This is a genomic window from Paenibacillus apis, assembly GCF_018333295.1.
GTDB lineage: Bacteria > Bacillota > Bacilli > Paenibacillales > Paenibacillaceae > Fontibacillus > Fontibacillus antibioticophila.
This window is the reverse complement of record NZ_BORS01000011.1, coordinates 134,163-152,148: the sequence shown is the minus strand read 5'-3', so window position 1 is coordinate 152,148 and position 17,986 is coordinate 134,163. Positions and strand designations below refer to the sequence as shown.

16 protein-coding genes and 3 tRNA genes are annotated in these 17,986 nt (G+C 48.9%); 6 read left to right on the top strand and 13 right to left on the bottom strand.

Translation table 11 applies throughout. From position 1 onward, the window contains the following. Positions 1 to 107: 107 nt before the first annotated feature. From ispG to KI362_RS16680, 5 genes are all read right to left on the bottom strand, one after another. Positions 108 to 1,232, bottom strand: a complete 1,125-nt coding sequence (ispG, locus tag KI362_RS16700; RefSeq protein WP_044481772.1) for a flavodoxin-dependent (E)-4-hydroxy-3-methylbut-2-enyl-diphosphate synthase — start codon at positions 1,230 to 1,232, stop codon at positions 108 to 110. Between the two features lie 121 nt (positions 1,233 to 1,353). Continuing rightward, entirely contained in the window at positions 1,354 to 2,616 is a 1,263-nt protein-coding gene (gene clpX, locus KI362_RS16695) for an ATP-dependent protease ATP-binding subunit ClpX (RefSeq protein ID WP_044481773.1), read from the bottom strand. A gap of 19 nt (positions 2,617 to 2,635) precedes the next feature. Next, positions 2,636 to 3,220, bottom strand: coding sequence for an ATP-dependent Clp endopeptidase proteolytic subunit ClpP (gene clpP / locus KI362_RS16690; RefSeq protein WP_044481774.1), 585 nt, complete (start codon positions 3,218 to 3,220; stop codon positions 2,636 to 2,638). Between the two features lie 246 nt (positions 3,221 to 3,466). After that, positions 3,467 to 4,870: a trigger factor gene (tig, locus tag KI362_RS16685; RefSeq protein ID WP_301628765.1), complete on the bottom strand. Its 1,404-nt coding sequence runs from the start codon at positions 4,868 to 4,870 to the stop codon at positions 3,467 to 3,469. Between the two features lie 207 nt (positions 4,871 to 5,077). Beyond that, positions 5,078 to 5,908 carry a hypothetical protein gene (locus KI362_RS16680; protein ID WP_301628845.1) on the bottom strand — a complete coding sequence of 277 codons (831 nt, stop codon included), beginning with the start codon at positions 5,906 to 5,908 and terminating at the stop codon, positions 5,078 to 5,080. 218 nt (positions 5,909 to 6,126) lie between these two features. On the opposite strand from KI362_RS16680, the gene KI362_RS16675 reads away from it, so the two are divergent. The 3 genes from KI362_RS16675 (at position 6,127) to KI362_RS16665 (ending at position 8,140) form a co-directional block, all read left to right on the top strand. Then, positions 6,127 to 6,200: transfer RNA gene (locus KI362_RS16675), tRNA-Arg, on the top strand. A 396-nt stretch (positions 6,201 to 6,596) separates the two neighbouring features. Then, positions 6,597 to 7,565, top strand: a complete 969-nt coding sequence (locus KI362_RS16670) for a MerR family transcriptional regulator (protein WP_301628763.1) — start codon at positions 6,597 to 6,599, stop codon at positions 7,563 to 7,565. 17 nt (positions 7,566 to 7,582) lie between these two features. Beyond that, positions 7,583 to 8,140, top strand: a complete 558-nt coding sequence (locus KI362_RS16665; RefSeq protein ID WP_301628761.1) for a hypothetical protein — start codon at positions 7,583 to 7,585, stop codon at positions 8,138 to 8,140. A gap of 113 nt (positions 8,141 to 8,253) precedes the next feature. Here KI362_RS16665 and KI362_RS16660 read toward each other — a convergent pair. Together KI362_RS16660 and KI362_RS16655 are read right to left on the bottom strand one after the other, a co-directional pair. Next, a tRNA-Gly gene (locus KI362_RS16660) sits at positions 8,254 to 8,324 on the bottom strand. A gap of 38 nt (positions 8,325 to 8,362) precedes the next feature. Continuing rightward, on the bottom strand, positions 8,363 to 8,740 hold the full coding sequence (locus tag KI362_RS16655) for a PilZ domain-containing protein (RefSeq protein ID WP_301628759.1): 378 nt from the start codon (positions 8,738 to 8,740) through the stop codon (positions 8,363 to 8,365). 503 nt (positions 8,741 to 9,243) lie between these two features. Between KI362_RS16655 and KI362_RS16650 the strand changes: the two genes are divergently transcribed. Then, on the top strand, positions 9,244 to 10,203 hold the full coding sequence (locus KI362_RS16650) for an L-lactate dehydrogenase (protein WP_212941491.1): 960 nt from the start codon (positions 9,244 to 9,246) through the stop codon (positions 10,201 to 10,203). A 220-nt stretch (positions 10,204 to 10,423) separates the two neighbouring features. Here KI362_RS16650 and KI362_RS16645 read toward each other — a convergent pair. Further along, positions 10,424 to 10,497: transfer RNA gene (locus tag KI362_RS16645), tRNA-Arg, on the bottom strand. A gap of 283 nt (positions 10,498 to 10,780) precedes the next feature. On the opposite strand from KI362_RS16645, the gene KI362_RS16640 reads away from it, so the two are divergent. Continuing rightward, on the top strand, positions 10,781 to 12,400 hold the full coding sequence (locus KI362_RS16640) for a hypothetical protein (protein WP_301628757.1): 1,620 nt from the start codon (positions 10,781 to 10,783) through the stop codon (positions 12,398 to 12,400). 142 nt (positions 12,401 to 12,542) lie between these two features. Here the strand turns inward: KI362_RS16640 and KI362_RS16635 are convergent, their stop codons facing one another. Both KI362_RS16635 and KI362_RS16630 read right to left on the bottom strand, forming a co-directional pair. Beyond that, positions 12,543 to 12,896, bottom strand: a complete 354-nt coding sequence (locus tag KI362_RS16635) for a hypothetical protein (protein WP_301628755.1) — start codon at positions 12,894 to 12,896, stop codon at positions 12,543 to 12,545. A gap of 4 nt (positions 12,897 to 12,900) precedes the next feature. Then, positions 12,901 to 13,227 carry a hypothetical protein gene (locus KI362_RS16630; protein WP_301628753.1) on the bottom strand — a complete coding sequence of 109 codons (327 nt, stop codon included), beginning with the start codon at positions 13,225 to 13,227 and terminating at the stop codon, positions 12,901 to 12,903. A 150-nt stretch (positions 13,228 to 13,377) separates the two neighbouring features. Here KI362_RS16630 and asnB point away from each other — a divergent pair, with 150 nt between their 5' ends. Next, positions 13,378 to 15,222 carry an asparagine synthase (glutamine-hydrolyzing) gene (gene asnB / locus KI362_RS16625; RefSeq protein ID WP_301628751.1) on the top strand — a complete coding sequence of 615 codons (1,845 nt, stop codon included), beginning with the start codon at positions 13,378 to 13,380 and terminating at the stop codon, positions 15,220 to 15,222. Positions 15,223 to 15,314: 92 nt separating this feature from the next. On the opposite strand, the gene KI362_RS16620 is transcribed toward asnB, so the two are convergent. From KI362_RS16620 to KI362_RS16610, 3 genes are all read right to left on the bottom strand, one after another. Then, positions 15,315 to 15,938, bottom strand: coding sequence for an XTP/dITP diphosphatase (locus tag KI362_RS16620; RefSeq protein ID WP_301628749.1), 624 nt, complete (start codon positions 15,936 to 15,938; stop codon positions 15,315 to 15,317). After that, positions 15,938 to 16,699, bottom strand: coding sequence for a ribonuclease PH (gene rph / locus KI362_RS16615; RefSeq protein ID WP_283571214.1), 762 nt, complete (start codon positions 16,697 to 16,699; stop codon positions 15,938 to 15,940). The genes KI362_RS16620 and rph overlap by 1 nt, the downstream gene beginning before the upstream one ends. 184 nt (positions 16,700 to 16,883) lie before the next feature. After that, complete coding sequence (locus KI362_RS16610) at positions 16,884 to 17,945, bottom strand: GerMN domain-containing protein (RefSeq protein WP_301628745.1); 1,062 nt, start codon at positions 17,943 to 17,945, stop codon at positions 16,884 to 16,886. Between the last annotated feature and the right edge of the window lie 41 nt (positions 17,946 to 17,986).

Genomic DNA, 17,986 nt, shown 5'->3' with positions numbered 1-17,986 from the left:
GATACATGATAGTATTGCCCTTTCCCACCATCGTAAAACGACAGAGCCTACGAAATAGAAAAAAAGCCGCAAAGCGTCAACCCCGCTTCACGGCCTGGTATATAAATTTATTTGATTTCCGTCGATAATCGATGCTCTTTCCGGCCTGGAATTTCTCCGGTTGCCTCGTACACTTCCACAATATGATCAATTTCCTTTTTCAGCTCCGCCAGCAAATCAGCTTCAGGCACCTTACGGATCATCTCTCCATACCGGAACAGCAAGCCTTCGCCGCGCGCACCTGCAATGCCGATATCCGCTTCTCTCGCCTCTCCTGGCCCATTAACTGCACAGCCAAGTACGGACACCTTAATAGGAACCTTCAAATTAGCGATATAGTCCTCGACTTCATTAGCGAGCGAGAACAGATCGATATCCAGACGCCCGCATGTCGGACAGGATACAAGGGTAGCCGCGTTGGAGATCAGGCCAAATGTCTTAAGCAGCTCTCTTGCTACCTTCACTTCTTCCACCGGATCCGCACTCAGTGAAATGCGCACTGTCGAGCCAATTCCCATAGACAGCAAAGCGCCGATTCCCGCCGCACTCTTTACGGTTCCCGAGAACAGCGTTCCCGCCTCCGTAATTCCAAGATGAAGCGGGTAAGGGATAACCTCCGCCGCCTTACTATAGGCTGCAATCGCCATCGGCACATCAGAGGCTTTTAAAGATACGATAATATCATGAAAATCCAGTTCCTCTAGAATGCCGATATGGTACAAGGCGCTTTCCACCATAGCCTCAGGAGTCGGATAACCGTATTTCTCCAGTAAATGGCTTTCCAGCGAACCGGCGTTAACCCCGATACGGATCGGAATACCCCGTTCTTTACAAGCCTTTACCACAGCCTCCACCTTTTCGCGACGGCCAATGTTCCCCGGGTTAATCCGCACCTTGTCGATCCCGTTCTCGATAGCTTTCAAGGCCAGCTTATAATTAAAATGAATATCCGCGACGAGCGGAATATGAATCTGCTTCTTGATCTCCTTGATGGCTTCTGCAGCCTCATCATTGTTGACCGTTACCCGGACAAGCTGGCAGCCTGCTTCCTCCAACCGCAGAATTTCCGCTACCGTAGCGTCAACATCTGCAGTCTTCGTTGTGCACATGCTTTGAATAAGGACTTCATTGCTGCCGCCAATCGTCAAATTCCCGACCTTGACCGGGCGCGTATTCTGTCTCAAGAAAGTCATTACATATCTCCCCCCAATAACGCCAAAGCTCCACCCCTGGCAGAGCAAGCGGAATAAAACCGCCTCCTCCCCAGAAGTGGAGATTGGGTCATCTATGCTGTGAAAGCCGCGCAGTTAGAACTTACGCGCTTTCCTCTTGCTTTTTGTTCTTGTTCTTCTTGCCTCCAAGCTCAGGAGACGTCTTCTCAACGACTACCTTCTCAGTGATCACGCAATCTGTAACATCATCCCGGGAAGGCACTTCGTACATCACATCCAGCATGATGCCTTCAATGATTGCGCGAAGTCCACGGGCACCGGTATTCCGCTTGATTGCTTCCTGGGCAATGGCCTCCAGCGCCTTGGGCTCGAACTGCAAGTTCACATTATCAAGCTCCAGCAGCTTCTGGTATTGCTTCACCAAGGCATTTTTGGGTTCGGCCAAAATCCGGACCAATGTCTTCTCATCCAACGGCTCCAAAGTCGAAATGACTGGAAGACGGCCGACAAACTCCGGAATCAGACCAAATTTAAGCAGGTCTTCAGGCAATACCATAGACAAGTATTCACCTGGCTTGAGGTCCTTTTGACCTTCGCTGCCTGCGTTAAACCCGATGACCTTCTTGCCGATCCGACGCTTGATCATCTGCTCAAGCCCATCAAAGGCACCGCCGCAGATGAACAAAATATTGGTCGTATCGATCTGGATAAATTCCTGATGCGGATGCTTGCGTCCTCCTTGCGGCGGAACGGAAGCTACTGTACCTTCCAATATTTTGAGCAATGCCTGCTGGACACCTTCGCCGGATACGTCACGGGTAATGGACGGGTTTTCCGATTTACGGGCAACCTTATCGATCTCATCAATATAGATGATGCCGCGCTCTGCCTTCTCCACATCATAATCTGCGGCCTGAATGAGCTTCAATAGAATATTCTCGACATCCTCACCCACATAGCCCGCTTCGGTTAAGGATGTAGCGTCCGCAATTGCAAACGGAACATTCAGGATTTTCGCCATGGTCTGAGCCAAGAGCGTCTTCCCTGACCCTGTAGGGCCGAGCAGCAAAATGTTACTCTTCTGCAATTCAACATCATCGATCTTGCTATGCGTATTTACCCGTTTATAGTGATTGTACACCGCAACGGACAACGATTTTTTCGCATACTCTTGACCAATAACATATTGATCCAGAATATCGCGAATTTCTCTTGGCTTCGGAATTTCCTTCAGGTCCAGCTCTTCCTCATGGCCGAGCTCCTCTTCTACAATTTCCGTGCACAATTCGATACATTCATCACATATATATACGCCCGGTCCGGCAACAAGCTTGCGAACCTGCTCCTGCGATTTACCGCAGAAGGAACATTTCAGCTGTCCCTTTTCGTCGTTAAATTTAAACATGTAAACACCCCTTCAAATATTAGATAGGCTTGGTGATGACCTGGTCGATAATCCCGTAGGCCTTAGCCTCTTCCGCGCTCATAAAAAAGTCGCGATCAGTGTCACGCTCGATTTTTTCAAGGGGTTGACCCGTTCGATCCACATAAATTTGGTTTAACTTCTCGCGTGTCTTAATAATCCACTCCGCGTGGATCTTGATATCGGCTGCCTGTCCCCGGACTCCGCCAAGCGGCTGGTGAATCATCACTTCACTATTCGGAAGCGCAAAGCGCTTGCCCGGTGCTCCCGCTGTCAGCAGCAAGGAGCCCATGCTAGCAGCCATGCCCACACAAATCGTGGACACATCCGGCTTGATAATCTGCATCGTATCATATATACCCATACCGGCTGTAACGGAACCACCCGGAGAATTGATGTAGAGATGAATATCCTTTTCAGGATCCTCTGCAGCAAGGAACAGCAATTGGGCAATTACGAGATTGGCAACATCATCATCAATCGCATTGCTCAGGAAAATAATTCGATCCTTGAGGAGTCTCGAATAAATATCATAAGACCGTTCTCCACGGTTTGTTTGCTCTACGACCATAGGTACCAGACTCATTAGCGACCAACCTCTCTTCATGTTCAGATAAATTGCTTACCACATATTTTATCACGTTCATAGGGCTATGTCATTTCTCACGCAATAACCCGCGTCTCTTTGAGATTACCTTATGTAACAGTTGTATTTGCAGAACTATTCTGGAAATAACTGTATAGCAAAAAGTGAAAAATTAAGGCACGCATTTAAGTATACGTGCCTTAATGAATGTCATGCAATTCAGCAAATGATTGCCAAGCGCAGTTCTTATTCTTCGTCTGTCTTCGCTCCAGCGGCTTCTTCCGCTTTCGGCTCGGACTTTGCTGCTTTCTTCGTTGTCTTCTTTGCCGCAGGCTTTGCAGCTTCTTCAGACTTTTCAGCCGCAACTTCCTTTGCGTTTGCAATCAGGAATTGGATCGTTTTGCGCAGAAGGACATCTTCCCTCAAGCTGCCGAGCGAGCCGTTAGCAGCAAGAATATTGCGGATTTCTTCAGGGGAACGCTTGTAAGCATCAGCCATGTCCTGAAGCTCTTTGTTAATTTCTTCTTCCGAAGCATCGATATTCTCAGCCTTGGCGATTTGCTCAAGCACCAGGTTGTTGCGAACACGCTTCTCGGCATCGACCTTCATTTGCTCCTTCAAGTCTTCTACCGTTTGACCGGAGAATCCAAGGAACATATCCAGGTTCATGCCTTGCGCACGCAAGCGGTTGTCGAAGTCGCGAACCATGTTTTGTACTTCACTTTGAACCATGGCTTCTGGAATCTCTACTTCCGCATTTTCGCCAACTTTATCTACAAGCACCTTTTCACGTTCAGCTTCTGCTTCTTTGCTCTTGCGGTCAGCAAGCTGCTTCTTCAAATCGGACTTGAATTCGTCCAATGTATCGAATTCGCTGACATCCTTTGCGAACTCATCATCAAGCGCTGGCAGTTCCTTACGCTTGATCTCATGAACCTTCACCTTAAATACAGCTTCCTTATTAGCAAGCTCTTCTGCTTGATAGGTTTCAGGGAAGGTTACAGTAACATCCTTGAAATCTCCCGTAGCCAAACCGATCACTTGGTCTTCAAAGCCAGGAATGAAGGTGTTGCTTCCAAGCTCCAGGGAATAGCGCTCGGCTTTGCCGCCTTCAAACGGTACGCCGTCCACGGATCCGTCAAAGTCGATTACTACCGTATCGCCTTGCTTAGCTGCTTCTTCGTCGATAACAACCAGCTCGGCATGACGCTCTTGCAGGCGAGTAAGCTCTTCATTTAGCTCGTCTTCGCTTACTTCAACGTTTGCAGCTGGAACTTCTACGCCTTTATAATCGCCAAGCTTCACTTCAGGCTTCACAATCACTTTAGCCTTGAACTTGAAGGCTTGTCCTTTTTCAAATTGCTCAATGTCTACTTCTGGACGGTCAACCGGGAAAATGTCGGTTTGCTCTACCGCTTCAGAGTATACTTCAGGAAGCAAGATATCGATTGCGTCTTGGTACAGGCTTTCAACGCCAAAGCGGGCTTCAAAGATCGGCCGCGGCACTTTACCTTTACGGAATCCAGGTACATTTGCTTTTTTGACTACCTTTTGAAAAGCTTTATCCAGTGCTGCGGCGACACGTTCCGCATCCACTTCGACCTCGAGAACGCCGAGGTTCTTCTCTATTTTTTCCCAAGTTGCTTTCATTTTATGCCTTCCCCTCCAAATTTCCATATACTTAAATACTGAAACCTCAATCGCGATCAAACAGCTATCTTGGTTCCAGTATAGCTGTCATTGTTCCACGATCAGAATAACCATTACATTATAAACAACAATACAGCATTTTACAAGGGCTCATCCAAGCCGCGAATTTTCCGGACTTTTAAAGAGCATACCGCTACGATTTAAAGACTAACCTTTCAGCCCGCCGGCGACAAATTGCCGGATGGAGCGATAAGCCTGCTCATAACGGAGTCTCAGACTATCTGTGATACTGTACATGGAGCGAATCTCCTGTTCATCCAGGTTTGCCGGGACACTCTCTGACACCGTCTTATGCAATGCCGCCGCCCAGATATCAATGAAATCATCCTCTTCGTTGAGCAATGAAATGTAGTCCTTTGTTCCATACATAGCCATGATAAACTGGCTCCAAAGCTCTTGCGAAAAATAAAACAAGGTCGGATTCTGCACCTGTGCATGATCCGCAATCCGATCCAAGACGGCATGAATCGGCCTAGGAAAATCCTCCGGATTCAGCGGAACAAAGTCCAACTCGATCTCTACTCTCTCGCCAGAGCGCGATAACGTGACGATCCCTGAAGTCTCCCTTCTTCGCAAAATCTGCAAGGCCCGAAACTGCAATAACGGATGTAGCTGCTGCTGTTCCAGCCAGTCGATCAATGCCTTATCAACTTCCGGCTTATCGAGATAGGCCAGTTGATCCAGCGCCAGCAAGGTCTGTTCGGACAGCGGCTTTTTGATAACGGTGTTAAGCAGCTTTTCGGCATATTGCGCATCCTCCGCCATCTTCGCCTCCAGATGCCGCCTCGCCATTTCTTCTTCTCCCTCGTCTTCTGTTCGGGATTGCTCCGCCGCTTCTCCCTGAAGGTTGGGAAATGCATCGATTAACCAATTCAACAAGGCGCGCCACTCATCATACAGACGTTCCTCTTGTCCTTGGCATTGCAACAAAAACCGCAACAGATCAGCCGCCTCGCCATAGCGCTCCGTCTCCAGCATACGAGTCAGCTCAATCTGATAGAAATCCAGTGTCTTCGGAAATAACACCAGGTTGTTTTCGCTATTGTGATTCCCGCTAATGATACCACCCCCTGACGTCCGTTCTAATCAGTGAGATTATAGCATAGAGATGCAAGAAGGCAAAAATGGCTAGAACAAGCAAGCTATTGCGAAACCCGGATTAACGTGATAAAATATTTTTTGCTTCTGTTTTTTATGTCCCAGTAGCTCAGCTGGATAGAGCAACGGCCTTCTAAGCCGTCGGTCAGGGGTTCGAATCCCTTCTGGGACGTATAGGATAAAGGCTCCTCTCGAGGAGCCTTTTGTTGTCCCATCGGGATGAGAACCCCTTGGGGGTTCGTCGGAGTGAGACAGTCGGTGCCCAGCGGACTGTCCGATCGGAGTCTCGCGCCGGAGCGCGAGTATCCCTTCTGGGACGTATAGGATAAAGGCTCCTCTCGAGGAGCCTTTTGTCGTTCCATCGGGATGAGAACCCCTGGGGGTTCGTCGAAGTGAGACAGTCGGTGCCCAGCGGACTGTCCGATCGGAGTCTCGCGCCGGAGCGCGAGTATCCTTCTGGGACGCCATTTAAAAAAGAGAAGAGACGAAGTTGCTAATCACATTCTATTGACTTGATCGTTGCGTCGTACTTTACAATCGTTGTATAAAATTTGTATGGAGGTAACAGATGAGTGAGCTTATAAAAATACGCGACATATCATTAAATTACAATATTTCTACACGCGCATTGAAATACTACGAGGATATGGGGCTACTATCCAGCACCCGAAGTGAGGATTATGCCTATAGAATGTATGATAAGTTGGCCATAAAAAGGCTGGAGCAAATATTGATTCTCCGTAAGCTGAATATCAGCATAAAAGATATCCAGCGTATATTTGACTCAACGGGCTCTCAGGTAGTACTGGACGTTCTTGAGAATAAAGTTAGCGATATTGACGAGGAAGTAGCACTTCTTCACGAGTTGAAGTCGATCGTTCTAGAGTTTATTGCACAAATTAAAAAAGCCAATTTTGCTAAGGATGCGGATGTGAGGCTGCTATACGAAAAAGCGCAGGAAATTGAAGGACAGCTTATCCATGTTGACTACAACGGAAAACCAGCGGATGTAAACCGTTTGATTGAAATAACCGAAAAACTAGACAGGAAAATTCCAGATGTAATGATTGTAAGGATTCCGAAATTCCTGGCACTGACATCGCAGTATCAAGACTTTGGTGATTTGTTCAATGAAGCTAGTTTGATGTTTTGGATGGATAGACATAGACAGCTAGAACAAAAAATTATCTTCGACTGCGCCGACTTTCTGTGCCGAAAAAGCGATGGGAAATTCAGATGGTTGTATAGCGTACAGGAGTGTGTCAAGGAAATGGATACCGCTCCGTACGAAGCGGTTGAATTTGAGGGCGGCTTGTACGCTTCTGCAGTATGCATTGACGGTGATGATAACAGTATTATGAAAGTTGAACATAAAATCCTGAAATGGTTGGAGAAGACGAATTTCATGCTTGATAGCGAACGAGATATCATGGGGAATATGACCTATAATGACGAGGAAGTAAGAAAAGGCCTTGGTTATGAACAGCTGCAAAGATATGTTCCTATAAAACTAAAGGAAGAAGGCTTAGCCCCTTGAAAACGATGCTAGGAATAATGAAAAAGCGAAATAACGATATTCCTGAAAACATATTGTCTATATTTGAAGACATTGTGCAAACATATAGTGGAAACGAGTGCGATAATAGGTTTATGGAAGCCATGGGTAATCATCTCACCAAGGATCAACGCTATAAGCTTTGGGAACAACTCGGAGGTTGTCAGGGTACAGGGCAAGATAAAATCCGTAAAGCATTTGCGTTGGAACATGCCGATACCCCCCTTCCACTAAGGTTAGAACTATACTTAAACACTTTTGTAAAAGATCACTCCGGAAAGACACGCAATATCACTCTAAATGAAGAAAATCATACCCTGACAATAACATTTGCCTGTGATGAGTGTTTCCGACATACGCTGGATGGAAAACTTACCGCCCCGTTTGTGTTGTACTATGAAAGTTGTGCAGGAGGGCGCATGTATGGTTTAGAAAAGACGCTGGGAATAAAACTCAAAATAAATTCAATGGATATCCCCCAGCTTGGAGTAAGCAAGGAAAGGCCCTGCATTTATACATTTGATATCGTGAAGGTCTTGTACTGCAAATTTAATTAACACGACAAAAAACACACCTCCTAAAAGCTTGTTGGCAATTAGTTAGTGTGTTTGATTTCAAGAACAGGTTTCAACGTAGACGCAAAACAAAAAAGCCGCAAAAAGCCTTGAAAAGCGGGTGAAGGGAATCGAACCCTCGCCTCAAGCTTGGGAAGCTGGCATTCTACCATTGAACTACACCCGCATTTAACTACACTATTATAGCAATAAAGCGGATTGATTTCAAATAACCATAATCTTTCGTTCTGCAGCAAGGGTGCGCAGATCGATATTCAATTGCTCCTTTTGAGCTGCATCTAATTCCAATTTCATTCCATAATGGAATAACCCGTCTGCGACTTGCCGTTGCCAACGAACGTACCCCGTATACACCTGGGAGTTCTCGCCGAGATGAAGATGAATGGAGGCTCCAATCAAATTCTGTACAACATGCAAATTCAGCGAGGTTTGAATTCTGCAGCCTGCCTTGCTGATATCAATCAGTACAGCCTCAGCAAGTTTGCTGGCCACAGCAGATTGATTAATTGTAGTAATCTGAATGAAACAGCCTGTAGGCGGAGTTAAGGAATACCTAAAGGGCTCTTTTCTGCGATTCTCCATGGATGAAATACAGCCTCCAACTTATTATGTCTTAATGCCGTTCAGAATGAGTTGTACAACGTCGCGAATCTCCTTCTCCATCCCATGACTGCCCATCTGAGAACAGAAAGCGCGTAACAAACAACCCAATTAGTGAGGAGCCGATAAATCGAAAAAATTGAAAACGAGGGAGGTCTATGACCTCTCCCTTAGACTTATAATGTTCAAATAATCTCGATAAACATGATTCATTTTCCTCCCGAATACTGTATTCGATATTTTAGCACATTTTCCCTGAAAAAAGTTAAGTCGTCTGATGTTTTCTTAGTGCGATTCCATCAGCAGGCTGAATATCGTAGAGAAGGCTGTCAGAACAACGACACTTCGATTTCAGTTATAGTGACATAAAAGTGTAGAAATTGGTGTCAGGTATCCGTTGGATTGTGCCATTCCGTTACAGTTATAATCGAAGATATCGTACAGGAATATGTATTTAAAAAGACAAGGAGATTGGAGGCGGAGAGATGGCCAGAAAAACAAAAAAGGTGACCGTGGTCGGATCAGGGCTTGTAGGAGCGGCCTGCGCTTACTCTATGATTAATCAATCGATTTGCGATGAGATTATGATGGTGGACCGGACTTACGACAGAGCTGTAGCCCAGGCTCTTGATCTGTCTCACTGCATGGACTTCACATCAAGCCGCACGAAGGTATATGCAGGCCGGTTAGAGGATTGTCGGGATGTGGATGTTGTTATATTGACTGCCGGAGCTAATCCGAAGCCGGGCCAAACTCGGCTTGATCTCCTTGAAGAAGCGGATAAAATCACCCGAGGTATCGTCCGTCAAATCATGGACAGCGGTTTTGACGGGGTGTTTGTCGTAGCGGCGAATCCTGTCGATGCGGTAACTTATATCGTCCGAGAAGAGTCCGACCTTCCTCGCGAGCGAGTGATTGGGACGGGAACCTCGTTGGACTCGGCACGACTTAAAACACTTTTGTCTGACGTATTTTCCATCGATCCGCGAAGTGTGAACGGTTATGCTCTGGGTGAGCATGGCGAGTCACAATTCGTCGCTTGGTCCCATGTCACTATCGGAGGCAAGCCTCTGCTACAAATTTTGGACCAGCACAAGGAGAGATTCCAGCATGTGGATCTTCAGGAAATCGAACAGAAGACCAAGGACGCCGGATGGGAAATCTTTACCCGCAAAGGCAATACCCAATTTGGTATAGGGAATGCCATTGCCTATATCGTGCGTTCCATTTTGAACGATGACCATAAAATCATCGCCATCTCTGCCATTCTGGAGGGAGAATATCAGCAAAGCAATGTGTGCACCGGGGTACCGGCCATCATTGGCGAAGGCGGTATTCAAGAGGTTATCGAATTAAATCTAAGCCTAGAGGAGCGGCAAAAGTTTGAGCAATCCTGCGGGATATTACGGAAAGCGCTGGAGAAGCTTGCCGATGCGCAGACGTAAGCAGTGTATTTTCGGGGGTTCTCATCCCAATGGAACGACAAAAGGCTCCTTGAGAGGAGCCTTTTTGTTATACGTCCCAGAAGGATACTCGCGCTTCGGCGCGAGACTCCGTTCGACAGTCTGCTAGGCACTGATCGTCTCACTTCGACGAACCCCCAAGGGGTTCTCATCCTGTTTGGACGCAAAAAGAACCGGTTCATATGAACCGGTTCTTTATCTACGTCCCAGAAGGGATTCGAACCCCTGACCGACGGCTTAGAAGGCCGTTGCTCTATCCAGCTGAGCTACTGGGACACGTTTTGAGACAACAGTAATATTATACCGCATCGCTTCGTTTTTTCAAGTCCCAAATGAACAATATCTTGATTAGATAACCTTAGTAACCCCCTATCACCGAGCTCTTCCCCGCTCACCACGGCCGAAGTTAGATACATATCGTTATTAACCAAGTCCAGCTCCTTATCCGCCCGACCGCGAAAAATCATATGAATAATGCCCTAATTTACTTCCATATTAGCAACTTTATCCTTTTCTTATCCGTCATATTAGTTATTAAAAGAAGGAGTGCGCCTATTTCATGAAAAAGTTGAACATGAGTGTTCTTGCCGTTGCCCTTTCGGCTACGCTGGCCGGCTGCGCTGCTGACAAAGCTGCCGAGCCGACTTCTCCAAGTCCCGTAACCCGGGACACCGAAGCCGATGAGGTTGCCAAGCCGCTAATAGTAGCAAAATCGCTTACCATTGAATCTTTAGGGAGCGGATATCATACGCCTTATACCGATCAGAACGAGATTGGGCTATTTATGCAGGCCATACATACTGCTGAACGGATCACCGGCATCTTGAATGTAGGAGAACAGGATTATCGTCTTCATATCGAAGATACAGATGGCAAGAAATACACTTATACTTTGTGGCTAAGGGATAACAGCGAGCAGGCCATGCTGATGGATATGCAGGATACCCGGACCGGCTACACCGTTTCAAAGCAGCTTACCGAGCAATTGAAGCAGATTATGTTCGCGGAGCCTGAGATAACGCAATTAACCTTCCGTACGGAACGAGGCCCCGGCGAAGAACTGCTTGCCGTGCCCGAAGGCTTAAGAAAGGATCAATACATGCTGTCCGGTGGGCCGTCTTTGAAGCTGCAAGGCAAAACCTATGTAAGCACGCACCTCTTTTACGGCGATCATAACGCTATTAATGCTATCGTTGCCCTTGATCCCTCTACGGATCGGGCAGAGGTTGTGTGGAGCGAGAAGCTCACCGATTCCAACAACCGCTGGAACAACGCGTTTATGAGCAGCTATACGCCGCTGTTTCCGCTGAGCGAGCACCAACTGGTATTTCTGGAACCGGAATTGACGGAGGACGCAGGGGAATACCACCTCTCCGCTTACGATATACGCACAGGTGAAATCAAGCGGCTGCGGGAGGCCTTCTGGCCGCTTACAGATGATTATGATTATGACTATATCTACAAATTCAATTGGAAAGCTGACGAGCAGAAATTGTTTATGCAGAGTTATTTGGGGAATGTATGGTTGTTTGACCTGAAAACGGGAGACGATGAGGTTCATCTGCTGAAATACCGCGTCATCCCTCACTCGACAACTGGCGCACCATCCCTGTTCTTGTCGCCGTCCTTCAAAAGGTTCGTGCACGACGACGAAAGCGGGGATCTGACCTTCTACACCAGCAGCGGAAAAAAGCTCCGTTCCATAGCGCTGCCGGAGGAAGATTACGTCCCCTCCCAAAAAATCAAGTGGAACCCTGCGGGCACCGTCGCCTGGATGGAGCAATCCGAGGACAGCCAGGGACGAATTCTGGACATAGATATCGATTACTTGCGCATCGCGCCCCGCGAGCTTCATTTCTATGATCCGGACGGACAATCCCTGGGAAGCCTGGCGGCCCCAGACGATGAAAATGCCGCCTTGGAGGTTGCAGGCTGGATGGATGAAAATGTGGCCGTCATTAAATCATATACAATCCAAGGCAGATCAGACGAAAGTCCGGAATCAAGGGTCCGGGATGAAGCTTACTATCTCTACAACGTGAGCTCGAAGCAATCGGGGGATCCCCTTACCGCCATGCCCCTGGAAGCCGCACCGGTAACGGACCCCCGGGACAAGGTTGTGCTGCCGGAGGAAGCAGCCGTCGTCGCCGACGGCGAGATTCGGTTCCCGGCCAAATAAGTCGCCCTGCGGGCGGCTTTTTTGTTGCAGTAAACTGTACAAACAGGAGGCTACTTCATTATGGTGTTACCCTGCAGCAATCTCAAGCGGATGGCATAACACCCTTAAATATATGATAAATGCCGATTACGCTCCCTCCTTCTCATACGGACAGCTCTTTCTGCAGGCGATCTGCGATTCCCGGGTAGGCCAGAAGCCTTGCCTTGAATTCTTTGCGCTGCCGCTCGGGAGAAGGCCACCCCTGATCGCCGAACTCCTCTTCGCTCACAACAGCTGTTGCTTGATGCATATCATTATTAAACCAGTCAATTTCCTCATCCGCATTGCTGCGGATCATACGGATGATTTCATAGCCGTCATCCGCCGACTCCGATCGGGCAATATAGACATACAATTGCGGCCCGTCTGCCTCTCCTGGCAATACCTGAACCATCGCGCAAGGCTGTCCGTCCAGCATCGTCACATTTCTGAAAGCAGCCTCTTTAATATAGTACATTTACTTATTCCTCCTCTGTATATCCCATCGACCGCGACAATTGCTCACGAGTCTCCGGCGTTCCAAAACGATAAATTAGCTTGTACAAAGCATCTACAACACTTTGATACCCTGCATTCACATCCTGTTCCGGCGAATCAGGCCAGGGATACGTAAACGCCAGAAACGAGCGGGTCTCCTGTTCGCCAAGCTGCTCCAGCAAATGACTAACCTGATCCGCCTCCTCGGGAGTCGCTTCAATCCTCCATTCATATGCCGTGGCCTGCTGGTCCTCCAGCAATGATCTGCCTTGCAAAGACACATAGTAGATCTTCTTATCAGTAGAGTTCATCGTCGTCACCCTCCATGCGGTTCATCTCGATTCTGCATAGTTTTCCATGCTGGACAGACATTTTATGCTTGCTCCAGGCATATTTTGTTATTACTTTTCATCCGGGTAAGGTTTATTGGTGAAAGCCAGGCAGAGAGAGGAGACAGCATCATGTGCGGAATTGCCGGATTTATCGAGTGGAATCGAGATTTAACGAGAGAACTGGATTTAGTGCTTGACATGACATCGTGTCTGGAAAAGCGAGGTCCGGATGCCCAGGGAACCTGGATTTCCGGACCTTGTGCCTTTGGTCATCGGCGTCTGAGCGTCATGGACCCTGAGAATGGAGCGCAGCCCATGGTCTTTACGGAGGAGGATGCCACCTATGCCATTGTATATAATGGCGAAATTTATAATGCGCCAGAGCTTCGCAAGGAACTGGAACAACGGGGACACCGGTTCAACACCCATTGCGACACGGAGGTTTTGCTCCAGGCCTATATGGAATGGGGACCGGATTGCTTGGAGCGATTAAATGGTATTTTTGCTTTTGCAGTCTGGGACAGCGGAAGACAGCATGTCTTTTTTGCCCGGGATCGCCTGGGCGTTAAGCCCTTATTCTATTGCAATCTGGACGGTACGCTGATTTTTGCCTCCGAGCCCAAGTCTCTTCTTAAGCATCCGAAAATGCAAGCGGCGGTCGGAGCGGACGGCCTTGCCGAGATTTTCGTTATTGGGCCAGCTCGAACTCCGGGACACGGAATCTACAAAAACATGAAGGAGCTCCGCCCAGGCCATGCTATGATCTTCAACCGCTCCGGCTTGCAGGTCTTTACCTATTGGAAGCTGCGAGCGGCAACGCATCATGATTCTGTAGAGGATACAGCCGCTACGATCCGCAGTCTCCTGCAGGATACCGTGGAACGGCAGCTGCTGTCGGATGTTCCGGTATGCACTCTTCTCTCCGGGGGACTCGATTCCAGCGCGCTAACTGCACTTGCGGTTGATTACTACCGAAGAACCGGGCAAGGTCAGGTGCACACTTACTCTGTAGATTATGTCGATAATGACAAGTATTTTCAGGCTCACAGCTATCAGCCCGGGGCTGATGCTCCTTGGATTAAACGGATGGTGGAGGAGCTTGGAACAGAGCATCATTGGATTGCGTTTGATACACCCGAGCTCCTGAAATCATTGCCCGATTCGACCGAAGCGCGGGATCTCCCTGGCATGGCGGATGTGGATGCATCTTTATTATTATTTTGCCGTGAGATTAAAAAAGGGGCTACCGTTGCAATTTCTGGGGAAGCGGCTGATGAGGTGTTTGGGGGATATCCATGGTTTCACCGCGAAGAGCTGCTTGGAGCAGGCACCTTCCCTTGGTCAATTGCAACTGATTTAAGGGCAGACCTGCTCTCGTCAGAGGTTCGGGACTGGATCAAGCCGGAGCAATATGTGGCTGAGCGGTATCAGGAAGCGCTCGACGAAGTGCCGCACTTACAAGGAGAAACTCCTGAACAATCACGAATGAGGACGATGTCTTATCTCAATATCACCCGTTTCATGCCAACTTTACTGGACCGAAAGGACCGAATGAGTATGGGTGCCGGGTTGGAGGTTCGTGTTCCTTTCTGTGACCACCGATTAGTGGATTATGTCTGGAATATCCCATGGGAGATCAAAGCGTTAGGAGGCCGCGAAAAAGGAATTCTTCGCAAAGCGCTTGAGGGGGTATTGCCGGAAGATGTATTGTATCGAAAAAAGAGTCCTTACCCGAAAACCCATAATCCGGAGTACCTCTCTGCTGTGAAAGCGGAGGTTCTAAACATTCTGAATGATCCGTCCTCGCCCATCCTTCCGTTAATCAACAAGGCGCGCATCCTGGAGATTGCCTCCTCACCGGAGTCTTCCACCAATCTGCCCTGGTTCGGACAACTCATGTCCGGTCCGCAGCTGTTTGCGTACCTTGCCCAGGTTAATCATTGGCTGAGCAAGTACCAGGTATCGGTTGGTTAATTAGAGCAATGCGAAGCAAAAAGAGCCCTGAACTTCCGCGCTAGGAAGCTCAGGGCTCTTACCGGTTATATAAGGCTGTCTGACTCCGCCGCTTAAGCCTTCAGCTTCGCAGCCAGCTCGCGGAGCGCCGCACCGCGGTGACTTATGGCCTGCTTCTCCTCGAGCGTCAGCTCAGACATCGTCTTCTCATAATCCGGAAGGTAAAACAGCGGATCATAGCCGAAGCCGCCGTCTCCTGCCGGTGTCGAGGTGATCCACCCTTCAACAGAGCCTGATGCTTCCGTAAAATCACCGGTAGCCGGATCATACAAAGCAAGGTGGCAAATGAAGCGAGCCGTGCCCAGCAGCGGCTGCTCCGTATCTTCGCCTTGCTTCTGCTTCTCCAGCTCACGGAGCAGCTTGTTATTGTTGTCTTCATCTGTAGCGCCCTCTCCTGCATAACGAGCCGAATAGACGCCCGGAGCACCGTCAAGTAAATCCACACAGAGACCGGAGTCATCTGCAAGCACCGGTTGTCCGAGGATATCGCCGGCAGTCTTGGCCTTCTTTCTGGCATTATCGGCAAATGTCTCTCCATCCTCAACGATGTCCGGAACCTCCGGATAATCGTACATGCTTTTGACCGGTTTACCGAGAAAAGCAAGGGCATGGGCGAACTCTCTCACCTTACCCTGATTTCGGGTAGCAACAACAATGACGGATTCACTGCGTTCCATTACACATTCGCCCCCGCTTTTCCTTCAGTAATTTTCAACGCAATCGGCCCCAGGGCCTCGCGCTGCTGCTCAATCATTTCATAAATCCCCTGCTCGGCCAGCTCCAGCAAGCCATCCAGCTCCTGCCTTGTAAAGGGTCTTTCTTCACCTGTGCCTTGAAGCTCCACGAATTGGCCTTGCCCGGTCATGACTACATTCATATCCACCTTGGCCTTGGAGTCTTCCTCATAGTTCAAATCAAGCAATTGCCGGTCACCTACGACGCCTACGCTGACTGCCGCTAGAAAATCGGTGATGGGAAACACCGGCAACGAATGCTTAACCGCCAGTTTATTCACTGCAATTGCCAGCGCTACAAACGCTCCCGTAATCGAGGTCGTCCGGGTTCCGCCATCTGCTTGAAGCACATCGCAGTCCACCGTGATTGAACGTTCGCCCAGGGCGGACAGGTCTACGACAGAACGCAGGGCCCGGCCGATCAGACGCTGGATTTCCATCGTTCGTCCGCTCTGCTTTCCTTTGGCCGATTCGCGCTGATTGCGGCTGTGAGTTGCCCGCGGCAGCATGGCGTATTCAGCTGTAACCCAGCCCTTTCCCTGCCCTTTCATGAACATAGGGACCTTCTCTTCCACGGTAGCCGTGCAGAGCACTTTTGTGTCACCAACTTCTATGTAGACTGATCCCTCCGCATATTTGTTATAATCCACGGTCATCTTCATCGATCGCCGCTCGTTGGCTTCCCGGCCATTTATTCTCATCATCATTGCCTCCTACATGTTCTTGCTGTCTTCGAGATGCCTAAATGCTGTCCTTATTCTATCAAAGTGTGGTCATAAAAGCACCCTTCCATTCCCCTCTGTTGGCGATGGTTGGGGGAAATGCGGTGAAAGGGCCTGCTTCCGCAGGCCCGGTCTTCAGGTCCATTTTTAATTTCACTTTACCTGTCTACAGCTTGATTTCATTAATATTGGCCGGACGAAGTACAGGTTCGCCATATTGCTGATTATCCATTCCGACCACATTCTTCTGTCCATTTAACCATACTCTGACCTTATAGTTCTGTGCATTCTCTGTCACGGTCAGAACGAGGGACTGCAGCATCTGAGCCGGCGGCTTATCTCCCGCTTCGAACATATCGTCCTCGAGGGAAACTGTGATAACCCCATCCTCCGACAGTTCAACCGCCTTGAGAACCGTCCCGCCAGTCAGAACGCTTTCCAGGCCATTACCTTTAACCGGGCCTTCGATCAGCTCGCCCAGCGCGGCTGTAACCGCATTTTTGCCTGTGGAGACAAACCTCGTCACAGGAACATAGTATGGCGCTCCATCGGGATTTGTAGCCGCAAAATAAAGTGTAACCGGGCGAGTCTGGGAGAAGCTCATGCCCTCGCCAAGCTCCAGATTGATGCCTAGTGCACGTGTCAAAGGACGATCCATTGGTGTTTTACCCACCGGCATTTCGTTCAGCTTGGCTCCAGCCATCCAGATCTGTACCTTTTCCACGCCTTCGTTCCCCAAGAGTGTCCAGGTTACCGCCTCCATAATCTTCCGCTCGTCAGCAGCATCATAACCGCCAAAGGCCTGGTTGAATTCCACCATCGCCAGCTTCTCATCCTCTTTAATGGTCACAGCCTCCACCTGAGTTCCTGCAGGAAGCACGCCGCTGAACCCGGATGGAATCAGCGCCTGATACGGGCTGTCCTTGACCAGCATTTCCAATTGGCGTCCAACCCTGGATTGCGCTTCACCCGAAGGTAAATGAAGCGACACGGGAGCCAGCCATCCCTGTTCGTCCTGCAAATAGACCGTCGACAGCGATTCCTCCAGTTCCAGGCTTGTCTGATCCGAGGATTCGAGAGATTGAAGCATCTGGGTCTCAATATCGCTGGGTGGCGGATCGATCTGCGCAGCAGGACCCGCGCCAAACAGTCCGCATCCCGATAACACGAGCGGAACGGCAAGTATGCTGCACATTGCTGTAATTCGAAGCAATCGGCTTATTCTCATGACAGGGACTCCTCCTAATCTGATCTTGACTGTCTAAAAGT

Bases quoted from the DNA above. Each gene is read 5' to 3' on its own strand.
- KI362_RS16640 (WP_301628757.1), top strand. From the start codon at position 10,781: ATGAAAAAGTTGAACATGAGTGTTCTTGCCGTTGCCCTTTCGGCTACG.
- KI362_RS16610 (WP_301628745.1), bottom strand. From the start codon at position 17,945: ATGAGAATAAGCCGATTGCTTCGAATTACAGCAATGTGCAGCATACTT.
- clpX (WP_044481773.1), bottom strand. From the start codon at position 2,616: ATGTTTAAATTTAACGACGAAAAGGGACAGCTGAAATGTTCCTTCTGC.
- KI362_RS16655 (WP_301628759.1), bottom strand. From the start codon at position 8,740: ATGGAGAATCGCAGAAAAGAGCCCTTTAGGTATTCCTTAACTCCGCCT.
- KI362_RS16630 (WP_301628753.1), bottom strand. From the start codon at position 13,227: ATGAACTCTACTGATAAGAAGATCTACTATGTGTCTTTGCAAGGCAGA.
- KI362_RS16650 (WP_212941491.1), top strand. From the start codon at position 9,244: ATGGCCAGAAAAACAAAAAAGGTGACCGTGGTCGGATCAGGGCTTGTA.
- asnB (WP_301628751.1), top strand. From the start codon at position 13,378: ATGTGCGGAATTGCCGGATTTATCGAGTGGAATCGAGATTTAACGAGA.
- rph (WP_283571214.1), bottom strand. From the start codon at position 16,699: ATGATGAGAATAAATGGCCGGGAAGCCAACGAGCGGCGATCGATGAAG.
- ispG (WP_044481772.1), bottom strand. From the start codon at position 1,232: ATGACTTTCTTGAGACAGAATACGCGCCCGGTCAAGGTCGGGAATTTG.
- tig (WP_301628765.1), bottom strand. From the start codon at position 4,870: ATGAAAGCAACTTGGGAAAAAATAGAGAAGAACCTCGGCGTTCTCGAG.
- KI362_RS16670 (WP_301628763.1), top strand. From the start codon at position 6,597: ATGAGTGAGCTTATAAAAATACGCGACATATCATTAAATTACAATATT.
- KI362_RS16680 (WP_301628845.1), bottom strand. From the start codon at position 5,908: ATGCTGGAGACGGAGCGCTATGGCGAGGCGGCTGATCTGTTGCGGTTT.
- clpP (WP_044481774.1), bottom strand. From the start codon at position 3,220: ATGAGTCTGGTACCTATGGTCGTAGAGCAAACAAACCGTGGAGAACGG.
- KI362_RS16620 (WP_301628749.1), bottom strand. From the start codon at position 15,938: ATGGAACGCAGTGAATCCGTCATTGTTGTTGCTACCCGAAATCAGGGT.
- KI362_RS16635 (WP_301628755.1), bottom strand. From the start codon at position 12,896: ATGTACTATATTAAAGAGGCTGCTTTCAGAAATGTGACGATGCTGGAC.
- KI362_RS16665 (WP_301628761.1), top strand. From the start codon at position 7,583: ATGAAAAAGCGAAATAACGATATTCCTGAAAACATATTGTCTATATTT.